Origin of the sequence: Mesorhizobium sp. M0894, assembly GCF_040319725.1 — a bacterium.
Lineage (GTDB): Bacteria > Pseudomonadota > Alphaproteobacteria > Rhizobiales > Rhizobiaceae > Mesorhizobium.
This window is the reverse complement of record NZ_JAMYOG010000012.1, coordinates 67,691-87,754: the sequence shown is the minus strand read 5'-3', so window position 1 is coordinate 87,754 and position 20,064 is coordinate 67,691. Positions and strand designations below refer to the sequence as shown.

Genomic DNA, 20,064 nt, shown 5'->3' with positions numbered 1-20,064 from the left:
GCTCCGGCCTGTTGGGTAAGTTTATTTTTTATTGACGCATCAATCAACAAAAAATTCAGCCTGATTTGCTGGCAAATGCCAGGCGTTATGACCAGATATCAAGATCAAGCGATTGTGCGGTTCTGGCCCCTTCACGAAACCGGCGGAACGGTTCATCCTTGAACAATGCCGAGCGGCCGCGACATCGCGCAGCCGGGCCTGCAGGATGGGGATCGCCATGACAGCATGCATCGTCGGTTGGGCGCATTCGCGCTTCGGCAAGCTCGAAGGCGAGACGCTGGAGGGCCTGATCACCAAGGTGGCGGTCGAGGCGCTCGATCATGCCGGCATCGGTCCAGATGACGTCGACGAGATCGTGCTCGGCCACTTCAACGCCGGGTTTTCCGCCCAGGATTTCACCGCGAGCCTGGTCCTCCAGGCAGACGACCGGCTGCGCTTCAAGCCGGCGACCCGCGTCGAGAACGCCTGCGCCACCGGCTCGGCGGCGGTCAGGCAAGGCATCCGCGCCATCGACGCAAATGCCGCCCGTATCGTGCTGGTGGTCGGCGCCGAGCAGATGACGACGACGCCCGGTCCTGAGATCGGCAAGAACCTGCTCAAGGCCTCGTATCTGCCGGAGGATGGTGACACGCCGGCAGGCTTCGCTGGCGTCTTCGGCAAGATCGCTCAAGCCTATTTCCAGCGCTACGGCGACCAGTCGGATGCGCTGGCGATGATCGCCGCCAAGAACCATAAGAACGGCGTCGACAATCCCTACGCGCAGATGCGCAAGGATTTCGGCTACGAGTTCTGCCGGCAGGAAAGCGAAAAAAACCCCTTCGTCGCCGGTCCGCTGAAGCGCACAGACTGCTCGCTGGTTTCGGACGGCGCCGCCGCCCTTGTCCTCGCCGACACGGCGACGGCGCTGAAGATGCGCCGCGCCGTCGCCTTCCGCGCCAATGAGCATGTGCAGGATTTCCTGCCGATGTCGAAGCGCGACATCCTCGCGTTCGAAGGTTGCGAGCAGGCCTGGAATCAGGCGCTGAAGCAGGCCGGCGTGACGCTCGGCGACCTGTCCTTCGTCGAGACGCATGACTGTTTCACCATCGCCGAGCTGATCGAGTATGAGGCGATGGGCCTGGCCAAGCCGGGCGAGGGCGCCAAGCTGGCCTTGGATGGCGATACGGCGAAAGGCGGAAGGCTGCCGGTCAATCCGTCCGGCGGGCTGAAGGCCAAGGGCCACCCGATCGGTGCCACCGGCGTATCGATGCATGTGCTTACCGCCATGCAACTCGTCGGCGAGGCGGGCGGCATCCAGGTGCCGGGAGCAAAGCTCGGCGGCATCTTCAACATGGGCGGCGCGGCGGTCGCCAACTACGTTTCCATTCTCGACCGGATCAGATAAAAGCGGCCCCGCATTACAGCGCGCGCGCCGCTTCGCGCGCGCAAAAGGGCGCTATATCGCTTTGATTTTGCGCATGATCCTTTTCGAAAATTGATTCCGAGTTTCGAGATCATGCGCTAGCGGGGAATTCATGACAAATCCGGTTCTGGTCGAAGTTTTGCGCGGCGCTATCGTCGAGAGCGCGCATCGCGGCGCTGTTGCCGTCTTCGACGCCGACGGCAAGCCTGTCTGGGAGATCGGCGACACGGCACAACCGGTGTTCCCGCGTTCGGCGGTCAAGGCGATCCAGGCGTTGCCGCTGGTCGAGAGCGGCGCTGCCGATGGCTACGGCTTCGGTGACCGGGAGCTGGCACTGGCCTGCGCCTCGCATTCCGGCGAGCCGCCACATGTCGAGCTCGCGAGGGCTATGCTGGCGAAGGCCGGCCTGGACGAGACGGCACTCGAATGCGGCGCGCATTGGCCGTCGAGCCATGGGGCGACGCTGGCGCTTGCCCGCGCCGGCAGCGTGCCGAACGCGCTGCACAACAATTGTTCCGGCAAGCACTCAGGCTTCCTATGCACCTGCGTTCACAGCGGCATCGCCCATCGCGGTTACGTCAAGGCTGGCCATGCTTCGCAGGAGATGGTGCGCGAAGCGATGCAGGCGGTGACCGGTGCTGCCCATGACGCCGATCACCGTGGCACTGACGGTTGCTCGATTCCGACCTATGCCGTGCCGCTGCGCAGCTTTGCGCTTGGCTTTGCCCGCATGGCGACAGGCGCCAGCTTCGAGCCGGTGCGCGCCCGGGCGGCGAAGCGGCTGCTTTCCGCCTGCATGGCCGAGCCGTTTTTCGTCGCCGGCACTGGCAGGTCCGACGTCGCGATGATGGAGGCCGCGCCTGGCCGGATCTTTGCCAAGGGGGGCGCCGAGGGCGTCCATTGTGCCGCCCTTCCAGAGCTTGGCCTTGGCATCGCGCTGAAATGCGACGACGGCGCCGGCCGCGCAACTGAAGTCATGCTCGCGGCCGTGCTGTTAAAGCTTTTGCACGCAGACCAGCCGCTGGCGGCAAAGCTGATCGAACAGGCAAATCCGCCTATCGAAAGCCGGATCGGCGCCAAAGTCGGCGCGCTCCGGCCCACCGCCGCCCTCAACTGACGTGATTGCGCTCGACGGTCAAATGCGCATAGCCGGCATTGCCTGACGCGGCGAGGTCGCCGGTCACCGGCTCGGCCCAGCGCTGGCCGACGATCGCGCCGTTCTGGACTCCGTCGATGACATTGTCGGAGATGATTGCCGTCCCGGCACCTTCGACCACGGTGACGACGATGCCGGTTCCGGCCTTGCGGATGACGTTTCCCGTGGCGACCACATTGCGCATGAACGGTCCCCAGCCGATCTGCATGCCGTAGAGCGGCGCATTCTCAACGACATTGCCGGAAACGGTGGTGTCTGCCTCGACGCTGATGCCGACGCCGAAGCCGGGCGCATCGGCAGGGTAGGGGCCGCTGGTCGACAGGTTGCGGACGATGTTGCCGGAGCAGACCCCCATGCGGCCGCCTTCGTTGAAATTGACGATCGAAATACCGTTCGCAGCACTATCGACGATGTTGTTGCTGATGATGGCGCCTTCGAATGAGAATTCGGAATACACGGCTGTTTCGCCCGAGCGCGAGCAGGTGTTGCCGGTGATCTGCAAATTGCTGGCACTGTTGGCGCGGATAGCCGAAAACGCGCAATCCGAAACAATATTGCCGGAGATGATGACATTGCCGGCGCGGAAGGCATTGATGCCGTTGCCGTTCTGGCCGGTTCCGCCGCTGCGCGCCTGGATGCGTTCGACGCGGTTGCCGCTGACGATGGTACCATCTTCCGCCGCCTGCCAGCGGTGCACCAGAATGCCGCCATTGGCGCAGTCGGAGACGCTATTGCCTGATATTTCCAGGCCATCGGCCTCGACCGAATAGATGCCGGCATCGGCCGCATCGGATATCTCCGAGCGTTCGATACGGCCCGAGGCGTGTTCGAGCGCCAGACCGTTCTTGCCGCTGCCGGTAAGCTGGCAATTGTCGACGACGAGATGGGCGATGCGGCGCAGATCGAGCAGGCCTTGCGTATAATCGCCCATCCAGTGGTTGCTGCCGTCGAACACCAGTCCACTGAGTACGATATGCTCGGCCTGTTCCGCCATGATGAGATGGCCGTTGCCGCCATAGACGATCCGCGATGCGCCCGCCACGCCGGACAGGCGCACGCGGCCGGGCAGCGACAGGTTGGAAACGATATAGGTCCCCGGCGGCAGGAACACCGGCATGTCGCGAACGTGCGCTTCGCGCAGCAGCTTGGTGAAAGCCTTGCTCTGGTCCTCAAGCGCGCCGGGCCGGACGCCGAGATCGGTCGCATTGATCGCCCCGCGCATCGCGGCTTTGTCGATGCCGTGCAGGTTTTCCGCCGCTGCCTTGCCGAGCGAAAGCCCCATGACGGCAAAGCCGGCGGTCTGCGTAAGCAGCGTTCTTCTGTTCAACATCGGCACAGATCCCTGGTGTTCAAAGATCATGTCGCAGGATTCGTGCCAGACTAGCCCGGTCGAACTCGTGGTGAAAATCTGAAGCTTGCCAGCCAGGACGGAATATCGCTTTCGGCCCTTCTGTGGGCGATCAAACGAAGCCCCTTTTGACCTCTATTCGATCCTCGTTGGCTCGGCGAACACCGCATTTACCCCGTTGAAGGCAAGTTGCACGAATGTCTGGTCGATCTCCGCGGGGGACAGCTTCGTATCCCTCTCAAGCCACCAGTGCATCACTTCAAAGAACGCGCCAACGATGAAGCGTGTGGCGATCTCAAGTCTGGCCCCGCCTTGATCACCTTGGATATTCGCCAATTCATGTCGAACCTGCCTGCTTATCCAGCCGCGGATCTCTTCTGGCATTTCGCGCTTTTTCCCGCCCATCAGCGCACGGTGCATCTCCCGCGTGGCATGAGCATGCTCGAACACCGGACCGCTGAAGGAAAAGCCCTTGGCGTTTCGCTGCGAATGGCGTTCGGCACCGTGTGCCTGCAAGGTCATCAGATGGTCGTCGGTCGTTGCTTTCCTCAAGCGGTCCTTGTCGGGATAGTGTGTGTAGAAAGTCGAGCGGCCGACATCGGCTTCCCTGCAGATATCCTCGACCGTGATCGCCGTATACCCCTTCTCGGCGGTCAGTCTGAAAAGCGCCTGCTGCAGTCGGCTGCGGGTCCTGGCGACCCGCCGGTCGATCGATCCGGCTGGCATCGGCAACATCCTTTTCCGGTCATAAGACACCAAACTGTCCAGTATTGGGCGCGCCGGTGCGACGTGGCCAGTAAAACTGATACTGGACACACTGTCCAGTATCATATGCTCTTGCGGAAGGCCCAGCGCGAGGCCGGCTGACAGGAGATAAAGCAATGCACCAACGCCTTTTTGGAACAATAGTTGGCGGGCATGCGCTAGTCGCGCTCGTCAAAGTGGCCGTGGTGCTTGCGGCATTTTTCTCGGTGGGACAGGCAAATGCGGTCTTTTCCTTGGGAATTCCCGTCCTTTTGCTTCATGCTGGGGTACTCGTCGTGATCGCAAGCCTATTGATTTGGCAAAGCGCTCACGGGCGGCTGTCCGCCAAGGACCGCAGACCGGCCGCCGGCGAGGAGAAGGCGCCGCATGTCGGCATCACGCTTCATTCCGCCGCCCTGTACGATATGCTGGCGTGGCTTCTGACCTTCGGTCGCGAGCGTGCTTTTCGCGAAAGGATATTAAGCTTTGCGGAGCTGAAACCGGGAGAAGTGGTCCTGGACGTCGGGTGCGGCACCGGCACCACCGCGCTCCTTGCCAGACAAAAAGTGGCGCCGGAGGGGCGCGTGCACGGCGTCGACGCCTCCGCCGAAATGGTTGCGCGCGCGACGGCAAAGGCCCGGCGAGCCGGGCTACAAGTCGGGTTCTCGACCGCCACCGCTCAGGAACTGCCTTTCAAGGATGGGGAATTTGATGTCGTCCTCAGCACGCTGATGTTCCACCATCTTCCAAAGAAGGGCCGCGAGGATTTTGGCAGAGAAGCCTTCCGCGTCCTGAAGCCGGGCGGTCGCGTGCTTATCGTCGATTTTGCAAAACCGCCGCGCCAGAAGAGCACGTTTCGGCTCCACCGGCATGGTTACGTCGATTTGGACAAAATCGCAGCGGATCTCGGCCGGCTCGGCTTCAATATCGTTGAGCGAGGCGACGTCGGAACCAAGCGGCTCCGCTATCTAATTGCGCAGCCGGACCCCAAGCGGCTGTCTAACGTCGGGTATTGAACCCAGATTTTCGTCTCCATCCTCTTCATCAGCAATGGCTTGTGGAGTCGCCATTCCAAGCCTAAGTTCGTCGGATGAGCAGGGCCTTCACCCGCGAGGAAGACAGCGAAAACGCCATCGCCGGCATCGGCGAGCGGCCGATCAGCCATCACCGCAATCTGGTGACGGAACGCGGCCTGACGCTGATCGATGCCGAACTGGCTGCCCTGCGCGATGAACTGGGCAGAGCGGAGAAGAGGGCCGACCGCGAGCGCATCGCGCTCATCTCGCGCGACCTGCGCTATTGGACCGCGCGGCGTGAAAGCGCCGAGCTTTCCGTGCCGGAGCCGGGTAGCGACCTTGTTCGCTTCGGCATGGGCGTCACGCTGGAAGGCGATGACGGCAAAAAGGTACATTGGAAGATCGTCGGCGAGGATGAGGCCGATCCGGCCAAGGGCACAATTTCCCATGTTTCGCCGATGGCCTTGGCCTTGTATGGCAAGAGGGTCGGCGAAATTGCCGTGGTGAACGGCAAGGAGTGGGAAATCGTCAAGCTGACTACCAGTTAGGCCTCGATCTTGACGACATGGTCTCGGAAGAACGCCGCGGCACCAGCCTCGTTGATCTCGCCGGCGGTAACGCCCATGACGAATTCGTAGACCGTGCCGTTGTCAGCCGTCAGGGCATAACCGTTAACGATCAGAAATGCGCCAGCCGCGACAATAGCGGTGCGCTTGTTGCCGTCGACAAAGGCGTGGTTCCGGGCGATGCCGAAGACGGAGGCAGCAGCGAGATCTTCAATCGACGGATCTCCGTAGTTGGCCTTGTTCTCGGCGCGGGCGAGCGCCGATTCAAGGGCATTTTCATCCCTCAAGCCTTGTGCTCCGCCGTGTCGGCGCAACTGCTCCGCGTGCATCGCTTCGATTGCACGCCGCGTCAGAAACTCCCAGCTCATTCGGCGAGCTTCTGAAGCGCGACCTTGTATTTGTCCATCACCTCGCGGGCGGCTTTCATTTGCCGCTCGAAGCTGTCGTCCACCGGCTTCAGCGCAAGGCCGTCACCTGTTTCGACGATTTGAAGCTGGTCGCCAGCCTTCAGGTTCAGGCGGTCGAGAAGCTCCCTCGGCAGGATCACGCCTTCGGAATTGCCGATCTTGCGAATGGTCGTGTTCATGGGAAGACATCCTGTTGCAACGCTGATTATAACTCAGCGTGTTTCTCGTTACAACAGACATTATAACAAAGCGTCAGCCAACCTGCAGCAGCCGGTCCATCAGCCGGTCCGCCGCTTCCGGGATGACCGTGCCGGGCGGGAAAATTTCAGTGGCGCCTGCCTGCCGGACTGCGTCGTAATCCTGCGGTGGAATGACGCCGCCGGCGACGATCAGCATGTCGTCGCGGCCGAGCTTCTTCAGCGCATGTTTGAGTTCGGGAATAAGCGTCAAATGGCCCGCAGCCAGCGACGAGGCGCCGACGATGTGCACGTCATGCTCGACGGCCAGCCTGGCGATCTCGTCCGGCGTCTGGAACATCGGCCCGACGGTGACGTCGAAGCCTAGGTCGGCAAAGGCGGTGGCGATCACTTTCTGGCCGCGATCATGGCCGTCTTGCCCCATCTTGGCGACCAGAATGCGCGGCTTGCCGCCGGACTTTTCCTCGAACGCCACGATCTTGTCCTGCAGCCGGTCGACCACCGGATTGTCGCCGAGCGCGTTGCGATAGACGCCGGAGATCGTCTGCACCGAGGCGACATGGCGGCCGAAAACCTTTTCCAGCGCCAGCGAAATCTCGCCGACCGTGGCGTTGGCGCGTGCGGCCCGGATGGCGAATTCCAGCAGGTTTCCGTTACTCCCGGCAGCACGGGTAAGCGCATGGAGCGCGCTCTCGACGGCGGCGACGTCACGCGTGCCTTTCAGCCGCTGCAGCTTCGACAATTGCCGTGCCCTGACCTCGGCATTGTCGATCCTCAGCACGTCGACATCGATGTCCGTCCCGGGCTGGTGGGCATTGACGCCGACCACGATCTGTTCGCCGGAATCGATGCGCGCCTGGGTGCGCGCGGCAGCCTCTTCGATGCGCAGCTTCGGTAGGCCCTTTTCGATCGCCGCGGCCATGCCGCCGAGGCTCTCGACCTCCTCGATATGCGCAAGCGCACGCGCCGCCAGGTCATGCGTCAACCGTTCGACATAGGCGGAGCCGCCCCACGGGTCGATAATGCGCGTCGTGCCGGATTCCTTCTGCAGGATGAGCTGTGTGTTGCGGGCGATGCGGGCCGAATGGTCGGTCGGCAGCGCCATTGCCTCGTCGAAGGAATTGGTGTGCAGCGACTGCGTATGCCCTTGAGTCGCCGCCATCGCCTCGATCATGGTGCGGATGATGTTGTTGTAGGGGTCCTGCGCCGTCAGCGACCAGCCCGAAGTCTGGCAATGGGTGCGCAGAGACAGCGAACGCTCGTCCTTCGGCGAAAAGTTCTTCAGCATCAGGCTGGCCCACAAAAGGCGCGCTGCTCTCAGCTTCGCGACTTCCATGAAGAAATTCATGCCGATCGCCCAGAAGAAGGAAAGGCGCGGCGCGAAACGGTCGATGTCGAGGCCGGCCGCGACGCCGGCGCGGGCATATTCGATACCGTCTGCAATCGTGTAGGCGAGCTCGAGGTCCGCCGTCGCTCCCGCCTCCTGCATGTGGTAGCCGGAGATCGAGATCGAATTGAACTTCGGCATGTGCTTCGACGTGTAGGAAAAAATGTCCGACACGATCCGCATCGAAGGTTTTGGCGGATAGATGTAGGTGTTGCGCACCATGAACTCTTTCAGGATGTCGTTCTGAATGGTCCCGGCGAGGTCCTTCTGCGCAACGCCCTGTTCCTCCGCCGCGACGATATAGAGCGCCATGATCGGCAGCACCGCGCCGTTCATCGTCATCGATACCGTCATCTCGTTAAGCGGGATGCCGTCGAACAGCTGGCGCATGTCGAGAATGGAATCGATGGCGACGCCGGCCATGCCGACATCGCCAGCGACGCGCGGATGGTCGCTGTCGTAGCCGCGGTGCGTGGCGAGATCGAAGGCGACCGACAGGCCTTTCTGGCCGGCGGCAAGGTTGCGCCGGTAGAAGGCGTTGGACTCTTCGGCCGTCGAGAAGCCGGCATATTGCCGGATCGTCCAGGGTTGCTGGACATACATCGTCGGATAGGGGCCGCGCACGAAGGGCGGCAGGCCCGGATAGGTATCGAGATGCGGCAAGCCCTTGAGATCGCGCTGGTTGTAGAGATGCTTGACGGCGATGCCTTCCGGCGTCATCCGCTGGCCTTTGACCTCGACCGGCGCCCGCCGTGGCGGCGACCAGCCGATCTGGCTGAAATCGGGGATCATGGTACGGCTCCGATCGACTGATCGATGCGGATCGGAAACAGCGGCTCGCACACCGCAACGCCTTCGGTGAAGGCTGGCCGCCGCTCCGCCGCCAGCGTCTCGACCGGACGCTCGGTTTTCGACGGGTGCAGCGTCGTGCCGACGATCGCCCGTTCGCCCGCCTGGTAGGCAGCGTTGCGGCGGGCGGAAGCTGCCTGCACGCGTCTCTGGACGTGGCCTTGTTCGAGGCTGGTCAGCACGCCGCCTTCCGCCTCGATCTGCTGGAACTCCTGCCAGGCCGCCGCGCAGAGCTCCGCAGTCAGGGCTTCGACGGCGCCCGAACCGCAAGCCGGATCGGCGACGTGGTCGATGTGGCTTTCATTGGCCATGATCAGTTGCGCGTTGCGGGCAACGCGGCGTGCAAAACCCGCGGGCAGGCCGTGCGCGATGGTATGCGGCAGGATGGCGATCGAATCCGCTCCGCCGGCGGCAGCGGCAAAAGCGGCGATGGTGGTGCGCAGGATGTTGGTTTCCGGGTCGGCCGCCGTCATCATCCTGAAGGAGGTTTCGGCATGGATGCTGGCGGTGGAGGGCGGTATCGAGCAGGCCTCCTGGACACGCGCCCACAGTCTCCGTAACGCCCTGACCTTGGCCGTCGACACGAACTGGTCCTGGTCGACGCTGAGCGCAAAACCGATATGCGGCGCCGCATAGACAAGCGGCTGGCGCGCCTTCTCGAACAGCCTCAAATAGGAGACTGCCGAGGCGAGCATCGTGCCAAGCTCCTGCGCCTCGGTTGCGCCGGCATTGTGGAACACCCGCCCGTCGGCTTCCAGCAGCACGCCGGGCACCCCCATCGAAAAGAAATGCGCCAGCGACTGCGGCATCGATGCCTGCAAAGCTTCGATCGACATGCGCAGCCTGCCGGTCCCGGCAAATATCGCCGCCGGATCAATGCCGAAGGAGAGGTTGAGCTTTGCCGGGTCGGAGCGGCGCTTGGTCAAGAACGCCACCAGCCAGTCGGCCACGGCGCGGCTCCAGGGATGGGCATCGATGCGGATCTGGATGCGGTTGAGCGGCACGCCGTCGAGCACGCCCTCCAGCGCCTCGGCCGTCCTCGGCAAGCCATAGCCGAAGGCGTTCGGCGCGCCTTCGAAGACAAGCGACAGTCCGGTAGCACCCTGCGCGACGTCTTCCAGCGCCTGTGCCCTGGCGCGGACTATGTCCGGATCGTCGATACGCTGGCTGACGATCCACGGTGATCCCGGGTTGGCGCGCACGACAGGCTCGGCGGTGACCGAACGCTCGTAGAGCGGCTCGATGCGGATGGCGTCGTCCGTATGCGAGACGAGCTTTTCCTCGAAGGAACCGCCGGCCAGCGCTTTCTCCGCCAGCGCCAGCCATCGTTGCCGGTCGGCGTTCGGAAGGTCGGCATCATGGGTCAAGGCACCGGCGCCCATCCGTTCTCCTCGTTCTAGTGGCCGTGTCAGCCTACTATGTCAGTCTACGGTCCCCGGTCCCATATCACAATGCAGCACACATGCCGTGCAACTCGCCTTCCGTGACGGTGACCGTCAACCGATTGCCAAACATGGGCAGGTTCCGCAAGCTCCAAAAGCCATTTTCGACGATGCCCATTGTCGCTGCGCAATGGCCTCACTATACCTGCGGCGGGCCTCCCTTTTCTTCAAGGGGATCAGGGCATTCAACCCTATAGGTTTGCGGAGACCGGACACATGGCCGACGACACCAGTATCTTCATGGGAGCCAGCCGCAAGCCGGACGACAGCTATCAGCGGCCGGAACGGCTTTTGCTGCAATATGGCAATCGTCACGGCCTGGTCACCGGCGCGACCGGCACCGGCAAGACGGTGACCCTGCAGATATTGGCCGAGGGTTTCTCCAATGCCGGCGTGCCGGTATTCTGCGCCGACATCAAGGGCGATCTGTCGGGTATCGCCATGATGGGCACAGCGCAGGATTTTCTGGTCAAGCGGGCCGAGCAGGTCAAGCTCGATCCCTATGAGTTCCAGGAATTTCCGGTCATCTTCTGGGATCTGTTCGGCGAGCAGGGTCACCCGATCCGCGCCACCATCTCGGAGATGGGGCCGCTGCTTCTGTCGCGGCTGATGAACCTCTCCGAGGCGCAGGAAGGCATTATGAACATCGCCTTCCGCATCGCCGACGAGGAAGGCCTTTTGCTGCTCGACTTGAAGGACCTGCAGTCACTGCTTGCCAACATCGCCGACCGCGCCGAAGAGATCGGCGCCCGCTACGGCAATGTGACGAAACCTTCGGTCGGCGCGATCCAGCGCACGCTGCTGGTCCTGGAGCAGCAGGGCGCTGCCAATTTCTTCGGCGAGCCGGCATTGCGGATCGCCGACATCATGCGCACCACGCGCGATGGACGCGGCGCCATCAGCGTGCTCGCCGCCGACAAACTGATGATGAATCCGCGGCTCTATGCGACGTTCCTTCTGTGGCTGATGTCGGAACTGTTCGAGGAACTGCCCGAGGTCGGCGACCCGGACAAGCCGAAGCTGGTCTTCTTCTTCGACGAGGCGCATCTTCTGTTCGACGACGCGCCGAAGGTGCTGATCGACCGCGTCGAACAGGTGGTCCGGCTGATCCGTTCGAAGGGCGTCGGCGTTTATTTCGTCACGCAAAATCCGCTGGATATCCCTGAAACGGTGCTGGCGCAGTTGGGCAACCGCGTGCAGCACGCACTGCGTGCCTATACGCCGCGCGAACAGAAGGCCGTCAAGACGGCGGCCGAGACGTTCAGGCCCAATCCCGATTTCGACTGCGCAACCGTTATCACGCAGCTCGGCACCGGCGAGGCGCTGGTCTCGACGCTAGAAGCCAAGGGCGTGCCGTCCATGGTGCAGCGGACGCTGATCCGCCCGCCATCGTCGCGGCTTGGCCCGATCACGCCCGACGAGCGCCGCAAGCTGATCACTGAGAGCCCGGTTGCCGGACAGTACGACCAGACCGTCGACCGCGAATCGGCTTTCGAGATCCTGCAGAAAAAGGCCAAGGACGCCCAGGAGGCACAGGCGCAGCAACAGGAGGCCGGCCGCTCACGCTGGACCATTCCAGGCTTCGGCAATGACGATCCCCAGCCGACCGGCGGCCGCCGCGCGCCGCGCCCCTCCAACCGCCAGACGGTGGCGGAGGCGGCGATCAAATCAGTCGTGCGCTCGGTCGGCTCGTCGGTCGGACGAGCGATCGTCCGCGGGATTCTCGGCAGCCTGTCCAGGGGGCGGTGAGGGGTATCGGACCGAAGGCGGGCATCGGTGTTGGCAAATTCTGTCTTGGCATCAAGCGCCAGTAGCCAGATCTGGAGGACAGCGGACGGCGGCTATGCGCCAGGAGCGGAAGCTTAGCAGAGGTCACGCCAGCGCCCAGTTAGCGCTACGAAGCAGACCTTCAGCCTGTGCCGGAAGCGGGGGGCGGCTTACCAAACGGCATATCCAGGAAGCGCGTCCTCCTCCTCAGCTAGGCACCGTTTTCGGCTCTACGCTATACCTGCGCGACGAGCCCCTTCCTTGATCGCAGCGAGGGCCAGAGGATTGGTGACGGGATAGGTTCGGATGAAGTTCTCGACGGTGAACCTTGGAAACTCGACGGCAATCCGCCTGGCGATCGTCTGCGCCTGTGTGGGCTCTTCTAACAGCGCGTGGCACAGGGCACGGAACATCAGAGTGACGGGACTTTCCGGCGGACTTTGGCACAGCGACGATAGACTGTCGGCATACCGACCGGCGACGAAACGGGCCCGCGCGAGCTGCGCGTAGTGCCAACTCGGAGCCTGCGGATTGAGGCGAAGCGCCCGTTCGGCAAGAGCACAGCCTTCTTCCGGATTTCCACACACGAGAGCCCGGCTTGAGGCAAGCATCGACAGCACATCGGCGTCATTGGGTGCCAGGGCCAGCGCCCGGTCGTATTCCTCTGCGGCCCCGCTGATATCGCCGTCAATGGCGCGGAGAGCGCCCATGTAAAGGCGCGTCATCGGATCGGCAGGGTCGAGCGCCAGAGCCTTCTCCACGCATTCTCGCCAGCGCTCGACCGAAGCGGCTGAATCTGGCGTGAAGGCATTGAAGGCATCGACCGCATGTGCCAATCCCAACGTCATCCAGGCCCGCGCGAAGCCGGGGTCGAGTTCCACGGCGCGGGACAGCATGCGCATGGCTTCTGCCCTCGCATCAGTCGTGAATCTGTCGTGCAGTTCCACCCCGAGTAGATAGCAGTCGTAAGCACCCAGGCTCGAGGGAGGCTTCCGCCGAGCCACCTCGCGCCCGAGATTGGCGAGCTTGCCGAAAGTGCCTGCCAGGGCATTGATGACGTTCTGTGTGATCCTGTCCTGCATGAGAAAAAAATCATCGGTCGACTCGTCGAACCGCGCCGACCAGAGGTTGGCTCCGGTCCGGGTGTCGACCAGCTGCACCGCGACGCGGACACGCTGTCCGATCGCCTGGAGGGTACCTTCCAGCAGGTAATCGGCGTTCAGTTCCCGTCCAACCGAGCGTGTGTCGCTCGCCCGTCCCCGATAGGACTGCATGGTCTGGCGCGAAATGACCGCAAGGTCGGGATAGCGCGCTAGGTCGCCGATCATGTCGGCCGACAGGCCGTCTGCCAGCCGCGTCCAGCCGTCGTCGGCGCTCAGGTTTTCGAACGGCAAAACCGCAATTACCGGCGGCTTACTGTCGTCGCCGGCAGAAAGGCCTGGTTTGGCACCGACGATCTTGCCCGCAGTAGCGGGGTCGATCAAGACACGGTATACGCGAACCGGTTCGGCGATACTTTTCATTTTCTGCTCGCCGAGTGAGGCAAAGCCGATCGGCACCTTTCCCCTCACATGGTCGCAGGCGGTGGCGGAAATCGCGATTCCTCCAGGTTCCGCCAGCCCTTGCAGCCGATCGGCGATGTTCACCGCATCGCCGTGGATGTCGTCACCCTCAACGATAACATCGCCCAGATTGATGCCGATGCGGAAATCAAGCCGCCGTTCTGGCTGCGTGAGAACGTTCACCTCCGCCTTCTGTTGCTGGATTTCGACCGCGCAGCGTAGGGCGTCGACCACACTGTGGAACTCGACCAGCATCCCATCTCCCATGGTTTTCACCAGTCGACCATGGTGCGCAGCGATCCTTGGCTCGAATACTTCGTTCAGGTCGGTTCGGAAAAGCGCACGCGTACCCTCCTCGTCGATCTGGCTCAAGCGGCCATAGCCGACGACATCGGCAATCAGGACGGCTGCGAGATGACGTTCCATCCCCCAATCCTTCGGGGATTGTTACCCGCTTTACCAAGCTTACAGCAGGTCGCAGGTTGATGCCATTGCCGCCGCCCCTGAAAGACGGCTTTTCGGGTCTGTGTACCTTGCTGCATGAGAGCCCGAATGTCGGACAAGGGTCATAAGCTGTCACTGGTGGCGTCTGCACACAGTGCGGCAAAATCCGCTGCTCGGCGTAAGCATCGGACCTAAAGGCGGGCACCGGTACGGGCACGCCGACGCTCAGCAAAACCAGCAGGAGCGAGGAAGATCCCGCCCCTGTGCTTTCGACCAGCTCAGAAGATCGAGTTCGTTACCGCTTTTATCGGGCCGAGCAGGATCGACCCTTCCGGCACGCCGGCGTCGATCGGAATGGCTTTGCGGTTTGCTGTCGCCACCATCGGCTGGCCGATGTCGGCCGTCACCACGACCGGGGTCTTGTTCGGCACACGATCATAGAGATCGATGATGTCCTGGTTCATCAGGCGCACACAGCCCGACGACACCGACTTGCCGATCGACCGCCATTCCGGCGAACCGTGCAAGCGGTAGAGCGTGTCCTGGTTGCCCTGGAAGAGATAGAGCGCGCGCGCGCCAAGCGGGTTCTTGAGCCCGCCGGGCATGCCGCCATTCTCGGCGCTGTAGGGTTTCAACTCCGGCTGCCGGGAGATCATTTCGTCCGGCGGCGTCCATTTCGGCCATTTCTGCTTCCATTGGACCACCGCATCGCCCGACCATTCGAAGCCGGCGCGGCCGAGGCCGACGCCGTAGCGGATCGCCTGGCCGCCCGGGCGCACCAGATAGAGGAAGTGATTGGTGGTGTCGACGACGATGGTGCCCGGCTGCTGCCCGGTCGGATCGTCAACGATCTGGCGCAGGAACTGCGGGTCGATCTTGTCGACCGGTATGGCCGGCAGCTCGAAGCCGCCATCGGACATCGGCCCATACATCGTCACATAGTCGCCGAGCGCCGGCTCGACATAGGTCGGCGGCGGTGGCTCGACCGGCTGTTGCGACAACGTGGTGCAACTGGAGACGGCGACCGAGGCGGCGCCAAGCGCTGCTGCGTTGAGGAAACCGCGACGGCTAAGGCGCAGAGAGGACGATTGGGGTGTGAACATGATTGCCTTTTTTAAGTCTCAAATCGCAACAAAGCATGAATGCGTCCTGTTGTGCGCAGGTGCTCGAGCAATGCTCGGCGCGATAGGCGGTTCCAATTCTGGCCGCAGGGTGGACAAACAAAGGCAAAGCTGTGACTGGATCGCCACTGTTGCGCCGACGCAACATTTCCGGTGTCAAACCGCGGCAACCAGACCTTCAAGGGACGGCAGGATCAGGGCCGGTGGGAAATCCCGGTATTCCTCTGGGTGATTGGCGCGGTTGATCCACACCGTCCTGAAGCCGAATTTGGTGGCGCCGGCGACGTCCCAGCGGTTGGATGACTGGAAAGAGACAGCGCCTGGATAGAGGCGCCAGCCCGTGGTGACTATGTCGTAGACCGACGGGTCGGTCTTGAAGCGCCTGACGCTGTCGACGGAAAAGACGTCGTCCAGGACCTGGTCGAGCGCGGCGGACTTGACGGCCGCCTCCAGCATTTCAGGCGAACCGTTGGACAGGATCGCCAGCCTTGCCCCCGATGCCTTGAGCGCCTTGAGCACGGCCGGCACCTCCGGATAGCAGTCCAGCCGCCAATAGGCCTCGAGCAGCTTCGCCTTCAGCCCGGCATCGGCGGATGGAACCTTGCGCAGGGCGAAATCGAGGGCCTGCTCGGTGAGCTGCCAGAAATCGGCATAGGCCCCCATCAGCGTCCTGACCCAGGAATATTCCAGCTGCTTTGCGCGCCAGATCTCGGACAGCAACTGGCCGTCCGGCCCGATCTGGTCGGCGTGACGGCGCACGGCCGCGTGCACGTCGAACAGCGTGCCATAGGCGTCGAAAACGTAAGCTGCATGGTGCATGCGACAGTTTTGAGGCTGCGCAAGGCAAGGCGCAAGCGCCGATTGCAGTCCGCCAGCCCGCTGGCCTCAACAAATCTCAGCCAAACCGGTTGACGGCGGCCGCCAAAGCATCTTCCAATGCGCCGCAACAAGCATCGAACGGAACCTGGCAATGACACTGGCGACTGCGGCGCAATCCGCGACATGGACCTTCGTCGACGGCGACTGGTATGAGGGCAACGTCGCCATCCTCGGGCCGCGCAGCCATGCCATGTGGCTCGGCACCAGCGTGTTCGACGGCGCCCGTTGGTTCGAGGGCGTCGCTCCCGACCTCGATCGCCATGCAGCAAGGGTGAACGCCTCGGCGATCGCGCTCGGCCTGAAACCGACGATGAGCACCGACAAGATCGTCGGCCTGACCTGGGACGGGCTGAAGAAGTTCGACGGCAACACAGCGGTCTACATCAGGCCGATGTATTGGGCCGAGCATGGCGGCTATATGGGCGTGCCGGCCGACCCGGCCTCGACGCGTTTCTGCCTTTGCCTCTATGAATCGCCGATGATCTCGCCAGCGGGTTTTTCGGTGACGGTGTCGCCGTTCCGCCGCCCGACAATCGAAACCATGCCGACTAACGCCAAGGCCGGCTGCCTTTATCCCAACAACGGCCGGGCCATCCTCGAAGCCAAGATGCGCGGCTTCGACAATGCGCTCGTGCTCGACATGCTGGGCAATGTCGCCGAGACCGGGACCTCGAATATTTTCCTGGTCAAGGACGGCCATGTCCTGACGCCGGCGCCGAACGGCACCTTCCTGTCCGGCATCACTCGCGCGCGCACCATGGCCCTGCTTGGCGAGTACGGTTTCACGACGACGGAAAAGACGCTGTCGATCCGCGATTTCCTGGAGGCGGACGAAATCTTCTCGACCGGAAACCACTCGAAAGTCGTGCCGGTCACCCGTATCGAGGATCGCAATCTGCAGCCCGGGCCGGTGGCCAAGAAGGCGCGCGAACTCTATTGGGAATGGGCGCATTCGACTTCGCCCGGCTGACCCGCTAAAAAGCGGCCCGGCGCTTCGTTTCCGGAGTTGTTCCAGACCAATCCAGTCCTATGTTAGTCCGGTATCGACACCGGATTTTCCACGAGGGAGTACGACCGATGGCTTTTGAATTGCCCGCCTTGCCCTATGATTACGAGGCTTTGCAGCCTTATATGTCCAAGGAAACGCTGGAATATCATCACGACAAGCACCACAAGGCCTACGTCGACAACGGCAACAAGCTGGCCGCCGAGGCGGGCCTGGGCGATTTGTCGGTCGAAGAGGCCGTCAAACAGTCCTTCGGCAAGAATGCGGGGCTCTTCAACAATGCCGCCCAGCACTACAATCATATCCATTTCTGGAAATGGATGAAGAAGGGCGGCGGCGGCAACAAGCTGCCGGGCGCCTTGCAAAAAGCGGTCGACAGCGATCTTGGCGGCTACGACAAGTTCAAGGCCGACTTCATCGCCGCCGGCACCACCCAGTTCGGTTCGGGCTGGGCCTGGGTCTCGGTCAAGGACGGCAAGCTGGCGATCTCGAAGACGCCGAATGGCGAGAACCCGCTCGTCCATGGCGCGACGCCGATCCTTGGCGTCGATGTCTGGGAACATTCCTACTACATCGATTATCGCAACGCCCGGCCGAAATATCTCGAAGCCTTCGTCGACAGTCTCATCAACTGGGACTATGTGCTCGAACTCTACGAAAAGGCCTGATCCGTTCCAGAAAGCCCCGGCAGAACCGGGGCTTTTCTTTTTCAGCATCAGAACGACAGTTGCAAAAATTTCACGCAAGCGTGAGGCGAAGCGTCGGAATTTTTAAGCCATCCTTGCCGTTTGTCATCGGGGTGGGACCGCACCCTGAATTGCCTTCAACATGGAGCCAAGTGAATGAGAAAGCTTATCCTCGCCATCTCGATGCTCGCCTTCGCCGGTTCGGCGGCATTTGCCGACCCGGTCGCTGACCGGCAGGCCCTGATGAAGGAACGTGGCAAGATCGCCGCCGGCTTGTCGAAAGTGGTCAAGGGCGAGACGCCCTACGACGCAGCTTCGGTGCTGACGGCGTTGCAGGCACTGCAGGCCAATGCCGAGAAATTCCATGCCGGCGTCGACGCGCTGTTCCCGGCGGGCAGCGACACCGGCGACACCACGGCGTCTCCCAAGATCTGGCAGGACATGGCCGGCTTCAAGACGGCTGAAGGCAAGTACCTCGCCGACGTCAAGGCGGCGGTCGCCGCGGCACCTGCGGATGCCGACGCGTTGAAGGCACAGTTCAACACCATCGGCGGCGGCTGCGGCAACTGTCATCAAAGCTACAGGGTGAAAAAAGGCTGATAGCGGGCAATGCCCTTGCTGAAGAAACTCGTCGGCGCCGCCCTCGTTCTGGGCGGCGTCGCCGCGATTGCCGGCTGGTTCCTGTCGGCTCCGGTCAGGCTCGGTGCCGCCACGCTGGCGCAGCTTGGCCCCGGTGACGCTGACAGGGGCAACCGCATCTTCTACGCTGGCGGCTGCACATCCTGTCATGCCAAGCCTGGCTCGCAAGGCGACGCTCGCCTTCAGCTGGTCGGCGGCCTCGAGCTCAAGACGCCATTCGGCACCTTCGTGCCGCCGAATATCTCGCAGGATACCAAGGACGGCATCGGCGCCTGGTCGGTCGAAGACTTTGCCAACGCCATGCTGAAGGGCGTGTCGCCGTCGGGCGGGCATCTTTATCCAGCATTTCCCTATATTTCATACGCGCGCATGAAGCCGGCCGACATTGCCGATCTCTATGCGTTCCTGAAGACCTTGCCCGCGGTCGCCGGCAAGGCACCCGCCAATTCGCTGGGGTTTCCCTTCAACGTCCGACGCGGCCTTGGTCTGTGGAAATTGCTCTATCTGAGCGACAAGCCGGTCGTTTCCTTTCCCGAAGGCACGCCGCAGCCGGTGCAGGCCGGCCGCTATTTGGTCGAAGGCCCCGGCCATTGCGGCGAATGCCACACGCCGCGGGACCTTACCGGCGGTACCAGGAAGAGCCAGTGGCTGGCAGGCGCCGCGGCCGCGGAAGGCAGCGGCATCGTGCCCAACATCACGTCGGGCGAGGGCGGCATCGCCGACTGGTCGGAAGCCGACATCGCCAACTATCTCGAAACCGGCTTCACGCCGGACTTCGATACGGTCGGCGGCGCGATGGTCGACGTGCAACGGAACATGGCCGTGCTGACCCCGGAGGACCGCGCGGCGATCGCCGCCTATCTGAAAGCCGTGCCGCCGCATCCCAACGGCTATCCGGCGCGCAAGAAGCCGGCGAGCTGACGGGCCGTTGGGTCAGCGGTCGCCGAGGAAGTCGAAGCCGGTTTCGAAGAAGTGATTGTAGTCGCAGGTCATTTCCTCGCCGGGCGCAATGTCGCGCAAGGCATAGGTCTCCTCCGGCTGCGAGACGTCGCAATTCGGGCTGTCGGCATGGTTCATGTAGCGCGCATCGTCGGCTTCGAAGACGATGTAATTCGGGTCGCGCCGGTCCGGATAGGCGTAGCGGTCGAGATAGGTTTTGACCGGCCCGGTTTCCCGCTCGTAGGTCTCCACCTCGATGCGCCGGTCGTATTTCGGGTCGAGCTTCCAGACCAGCGTGCCGCGGGCAATGTGGTTTTTGGCAAAGACGCCGATGCCCTGGATGGGCGATTTGTCGAGATAGACATCGACGAGCAACATGGCAGATCCCTGGGTGATTGTGTGTTGGCGCGGCTGTGAAAAGCCGCGCACTGGGTAGCGCGCGGCCTTTGCAATTGCGAGCGGAAAATCAGCTGTGCCTGCCCATTATCCGAAGCCTCATACGGCGTC

At 62.7% G+C, this 20,064-nt stretch carries 20 protein-coding genes; 9 read left to right on the top strand and 11 right to left on the bottom strand.

What is annotated here, in order from left to right:
- Positions 1–39: 39 nt before the first annotated feature.
- Complete coding sequence (locus NKH91_RS22225; protein WP_156948046.1) at positions 40–219, bottom strand: hypothetical protein; 180 nt, start codon at positions 217–219, stop codon at positions 40–42.
- On the opposite strand from NKH91_RS22225, the gene NKH91_RS22220 reads away from it, so the two are divergent.
- Positions 218–1,384, top strand: a complete 1,167-nt coding sequence (locus NKH91_RS22220; RefSeq protein WP_023718430.1) for an acetyl-CoA acetyltransferase — start codon at positions 218–220, stop codon at positions 1,382–1,384. The two genes, NKH91_RS22225 and NKH91_RS22220, sit on opposite strands and share 2 nt — an antisense overlap.
- Positions 1,385–1,514: 130 nt before the next feature.
- On the top strand, positions 1,515–2,519 hold the full coding sequence (locus NKH91_RS22215) for an asparaginase (RefSeq protein WP_023718429.1): 1,005 nt from the start codon (positions 1,515–1,517) through the stop codon (positions 2,517–2,519).
- On the opposite strand, the gene NKH91_RS22210 is transcribed toward NKH91_RS22215, so the two are convergent.
- Together NKH91_RS22210 and NKH91_RS22205 are read right to left on the bottom strand one after the other, a co-directional pair.
- The gene (locus NKH91_RS22210; protein ID WP_023718428.1) at positions 2,512–3,888 is read right to left on the bottom strand and encodes a TIGR03808 family TAT-translocated repetitive protein; all 1,377 of its coding nucleotides are present in this window, start codon (positions 3,886–3,888) and stop codon (positions 2,512–2,514) included. The two genes, NKH91_RS22215 and NKH91_RS22210, sit on opposite strands and share 8 nt — an antisense overlap.
- 153 nt (positions 3,889–4,041) lie before the next feature.
- The gene (locus tag NKH91_RS22205; protein ID WP_352848172.1) at positions 4,042–4,788 is read right to left on the bottom strand and encodes a TetR/AcrR family transcriptional regulator; all 747 of its coding nucleotides are present in this window, start codon (positions 4,786–4,788) and stop codon (positions 4,042–4,044) included.
- On the opposite strand from NKH91_RS22205, the gene NKH91_RS22200 reads away from it, so the two are divergent.
- Positions 4,788–5,666 carry a class I SAM-dependent methyltransferase gene (locus NKH91_RS22200; RefSeq protein WP_352848175.1) on the top strand — a complete coding sequence of 293 codons (879 nt, stop codon included), beginning with the start codon at positions 4,788–4,790 and terminating at the stop codon, positions 5,664–5,666. The genes NKH91_RS22205 and NKH91_RS22200 overlap by 1 nt on opposite strands.
- Positions 5,667–5,740: 74 nt before the next feature.
- Entirely contained in the window at positions 5,741–6,214 is a 474-nt protein-coding gene (locus tag NKH91_RS22195; protein ID WP_352848178.1) for a GreA/GreB family elongation factor, read from the top strand.
- Here the strand turns inward: NKH91_RS22195 and NKH91_RS22190 are convergent.
- From NKH91_RS22190 to NKH91_RS22175, 4 genes are all read right to left on the bottom strand, one after another.
- Entirely contained in the window at positions 6,211–6,600 is a 390-nt protein-coding gene (locus tag NKH91_RS22190) for a type II toxin-antitoxin system death-on-curing family toxin (protein WP_352848180.1), read from the bottom strand. The two genes, NKH91_RS22195 and NKH91_RS22190, sit on opposite strands and share 4 nt — an antisense overlap.
- Entirely contained in the window at positions 6,597–6,818 is a 222-nt protein-coding gene (locus tag NKH91_RS22185; protein ID WP_095496758.1) for an AbrB/MazE/SpoVT family DNA-binding domain-containing protein, read from the bottom strand. Before NKH91_RS22185 ends, NKH91_RS22190 begins: the two co-directional genes overlap by 4 nt.
- A 73-nt stretch (positions 6,819–6,891) precedes the next feature.
- A complete protein-coding gene (scpA, locus tag NKH91_RS22180) occupies positions 6,892–9,015 on the bottom strand; it encodes a methylmalonyl-CoA mutase (RefSeq protein WP_352848183.1) in 2,124 nt (707 codons plus the stop codon).
- The gene (locus NKH91_RS22175; protein ID WP_352885408.1) at positions 9,012–10,454 is read right to left on the bottom strand and encodes a methylmalonyl-CoA mutase subunit beta; all 1,443 of its coding nucleotides are present in this window, start codon (positions 10,452–10,454) and stop codon (positions 9,012–9,014) included. Before NKH91_RS22175 ends, scpA begins: the two co-directional genes overlap by 4 nt.
- 276 nt (positions 10,455–10,730) lie before the next feature.
- Here NKH91_RS22175 and NKH91_RS22170 point away from each other — a divergent pair, with 276 nt between their 5' ends.
- Positions 10,731–12,263 (top strand): helicase HerA-like C-terminal domain-containing protein, encoded by a 1,533-nt coding sequence (locus tag NKH91_RS22170; RefSeq protein ID WP_352848189.1) that lies wholly within the window; start codon positions 10,731–10,733, stop codon positions 12,261–12,263.
- A gap of 248 nt (positions 12,264–12,511) precedes the next feature.
- Here NKH91_RS22170 and NKH91_RS22165 read toward each other — a convergent pair whose 3' ends face one another.
- The 3 genes from NKH91_RS22165 to NKH91_RS22155 form a co-directional block, all read right to left on the bottom strand.
- Positions 12,512–14,269 carry an adenylate/guanylate cyclase domain-containing protein gene (locus NKH91_RS22165; RefSeq protein ID WP_352848192.1) on the bottom strand — a complete coding sequence of 586 codons (1,758 nt, stop codon included), beginning with the start codon at positions 14,267–14,269 and terminating at the stop codon, positions 12,512–12,514.
- Between the two features lie 296 nt (positions 14,270–14,565).
- A complete protein-coding gene (locus NKH91_RS22160; protein ID WP_352848195.1) occupies positions 14,566–15,390 on the bottom strand; it encodes a L,D-transpeptidase in 825 nt (274 codons plus the stop codon).
- A gap of 174 nt (positions 15,391–15,564) precedes the next feature.
- Positions 15,565–16,227: a haloacid dehalogenase type II gene (locus NKH91_RS22155; protein ID WP_023718415.1), complete on the bottom strand. Its 663-nt coding sequence runs from the start codon at positions 16,225–16,227 to the stop codon at positions 15,565–15,567.
- A 151-nt stretch (positions 16,228–16,378) separates the two neighbouring features.
- Between NKH91_RS22155 and NKH91_RS22150 the strand changes: the two genes are divergently transcribed.
- The 4 genes from NKH91_RS22150 (at position 16,379) to NKH91_RS22135 (ending at position 19,539) form a co-directional block, all read left to right on the top strand.
- Positions 16,379–17,257, top strand: a complete 879-nt coding sequence (locus NKH91_RS22150; RefSeq protein ID WP_023718414.1) for a branched-chain amino acid aminotransferase — start codon at positions 16,379–16,381, stop codon at positions 17,255–17,257.
- Between the two features lie 107 nt (positions 17,258–17,364).
- Positions 17,365–17,961: a superoxide dismutase gene (locus tag NKH91_RS22145; protein WP_023718413.1), complete on the top strand. Its 597-nt coding sequence runs from the start codon at positions 17,365–17,367 to the stop codon at positions 17,959–17,961.
- 174 nt (positions 17,962–18,135) lie between these two features.
- The gene (locus tag NKH91_RS22140; RefSeq protein WP_352848198.1) at positions 18,136–18,579 is read left to right on the top strand and encodes a c-type cytochrome; all 444 of its coding nucleotides are present in this window, start codon (positions 18,136–18,138) and stop codon (positions 18,577–18,579) included.
- Between the two features lie 9 nt (positions 18,580–18,588).
- A complete protein-coding gene (locus NKH91_RS22135; RefSeq protein ID WP_352848201.1) occupies positions 18,589–19,539 on the top strand; it encodes a cytochrome c in 951 nt (316 codons plus the stop codon).
- 12 nt (positions 19,540–19,551) lie between these two features.
- Here NKH91_RS22135 and NKH91_RS22130 read toward each other — a convergent pair whose 3' ends face one another.
- Positions 19,552–19,935, bottom strand: a complete 384-nt coding sequence (locus NKH91_RS22130; protein WP_023718410.1) for an SET domain-containing protein — start codon at positions 19,933–19,935, stop codon at positions 19,552–19,554.
- Positions 19,936–20,064 lie beyond the last annotated feature (129 nt).

Excerpts from the sequence above, each read along its gene's own strand:
- NKH91_RS22225 (WP_156948046.1), bottom strand. The coding sequence starts at position 219 with ATGGCGATCCCCATCCTGCAGGCCCGGCTGCGCGATGTCGCGGCCGCT.
- NKH91_RS22150 (WP_023718414.1), top strand. The coding sequence starts at position 16,379 with ATGACACTGGCGACTGCGGCGCAATCCGCGACATGGACCTTCGTCGAC.
- NKH91_RS22140 (WP_352848198.1), top strand. The coding sequence starts at position 18,136 with ATGAGAAAGCTTATCCTCGCCATCTCGATGCTCGCCTTCGCCGGTTCG.
- NKH91_RS22175 (WP_352885408.1), bottom strand. The coding sequence starts at position 10,454 with ATGGGCGCCGGTGCCTTGACCCATGATGCCGACCTTCCGAACGCCGAC.
- NKH91_RS22170 (WP_352848189.1), top strand. The coding sequence starts at position 10,731 with ATGGCCGACGACACCAGTATCTTCATGGGAGCCAGCCGCAAGCCGGAC.
- NKH91_RS22215 (WP_023718429.1), top strand. The coding sequence starts at position 1,515 with ATGACAAATCCGGTTCTGGTCGAAGTTTTGCGCGGCGCTATCGTCGAG.
- NKH91_RS22160 (WP_352848195.1), bottom strand. The coding sequence starts at position 15,390 with ATGTTCACACCCCAATCGTCCTCTCTGCGCCTTAGCCGTCGCGGTTTC.
- NKH91_RS22220 (WP_023718430.1), top strand. The coding sequence starts at position 218 with ATGACAGCATGCATCGTCGGTTGGGCGCATTCGCGCTTCGGCAAGCTC.
- NKH91_RS22145 (WP_023718413.1), top strand. The coding sequence starts at position 17,365 with ATGGCTTTTGAATTGCCCGCCTTGCCCTATGATTACGAGGCTTTGCAG.
- NKH91_RS22135 (WP_352848201.1), top strand. The coding sequence starts at position 18,589 with ATGCCCTTGCTGAAGAAACTCGTCGGCGCCGCCCTCGTTCTGGGCGGC.
- NKH91_RS22210 (WP_023718428.1), bottom strand. The coding sequence starts at position 3,888 with ATGTTGAACAGAAGAACGCTGCTTACGCAGACCGCCGGCTTTGCCGTC.
- scpA (WP_352848183.1), bottom strand. The coding sequence starts at position 9,015 with ATGATCCCCGATTTCAGCCAGATCGGCTGGTCGCCGCCACGGCGGGCG.
- NKH91_RS22165 (WP_352848192.1), bottom strand. The coding sequence starts at position 14,269 with ATGGAACGTCATCTCGCAGCCGTCCTGATTGCCGATGTCGTCGGCTAT.
- NKH91_RS22190 (WP_352848180.1), bottom strand. The coding sequence starts at position 6,600 with ATGAGCTGGGAGTTTCTGACGCGGCGTGCAATCGAAGCGATGCACGCG.
- NKH91_RS22200 (WP_352848175.1), top strand. The coding sequence starts at position 4,788 with ATGCACCAACGCCTTTTTGGAACAATAGTTGGCGGGCATGCGCTAGTC.
- NKH91_RS22195 (WP_352848178.1), top strand. The coding sequence starts at position 5,741 with ATGAGCAGGGCCTTCACCCGCGAGGAAGACAGCGAAAACGCCATCGCC.
- NKH91_RS22130 (WP_023718410.1), bottom strand. The coding sequence starts at position 19,935 with ATGTTGCTCGTCGATGTCTATCTCGACAAATCGCCCATCCAGGGCATC.
- NKH91_RS22155 (WP_023718415.1), bottom strand. The coding sequence starts at position 16,227 with ATGCACCATGCAGCTTACGTTTTCGACGCCTATGGCACGCTGTTCGAC.
- NKH91_RS22185 (WP_095496758.1), bottom strand. The coding sequence starts at position 6,818 with ATGAACACGACCATTCGCAAGATCGGCAATTCCGAAGGCGTGATCCTG.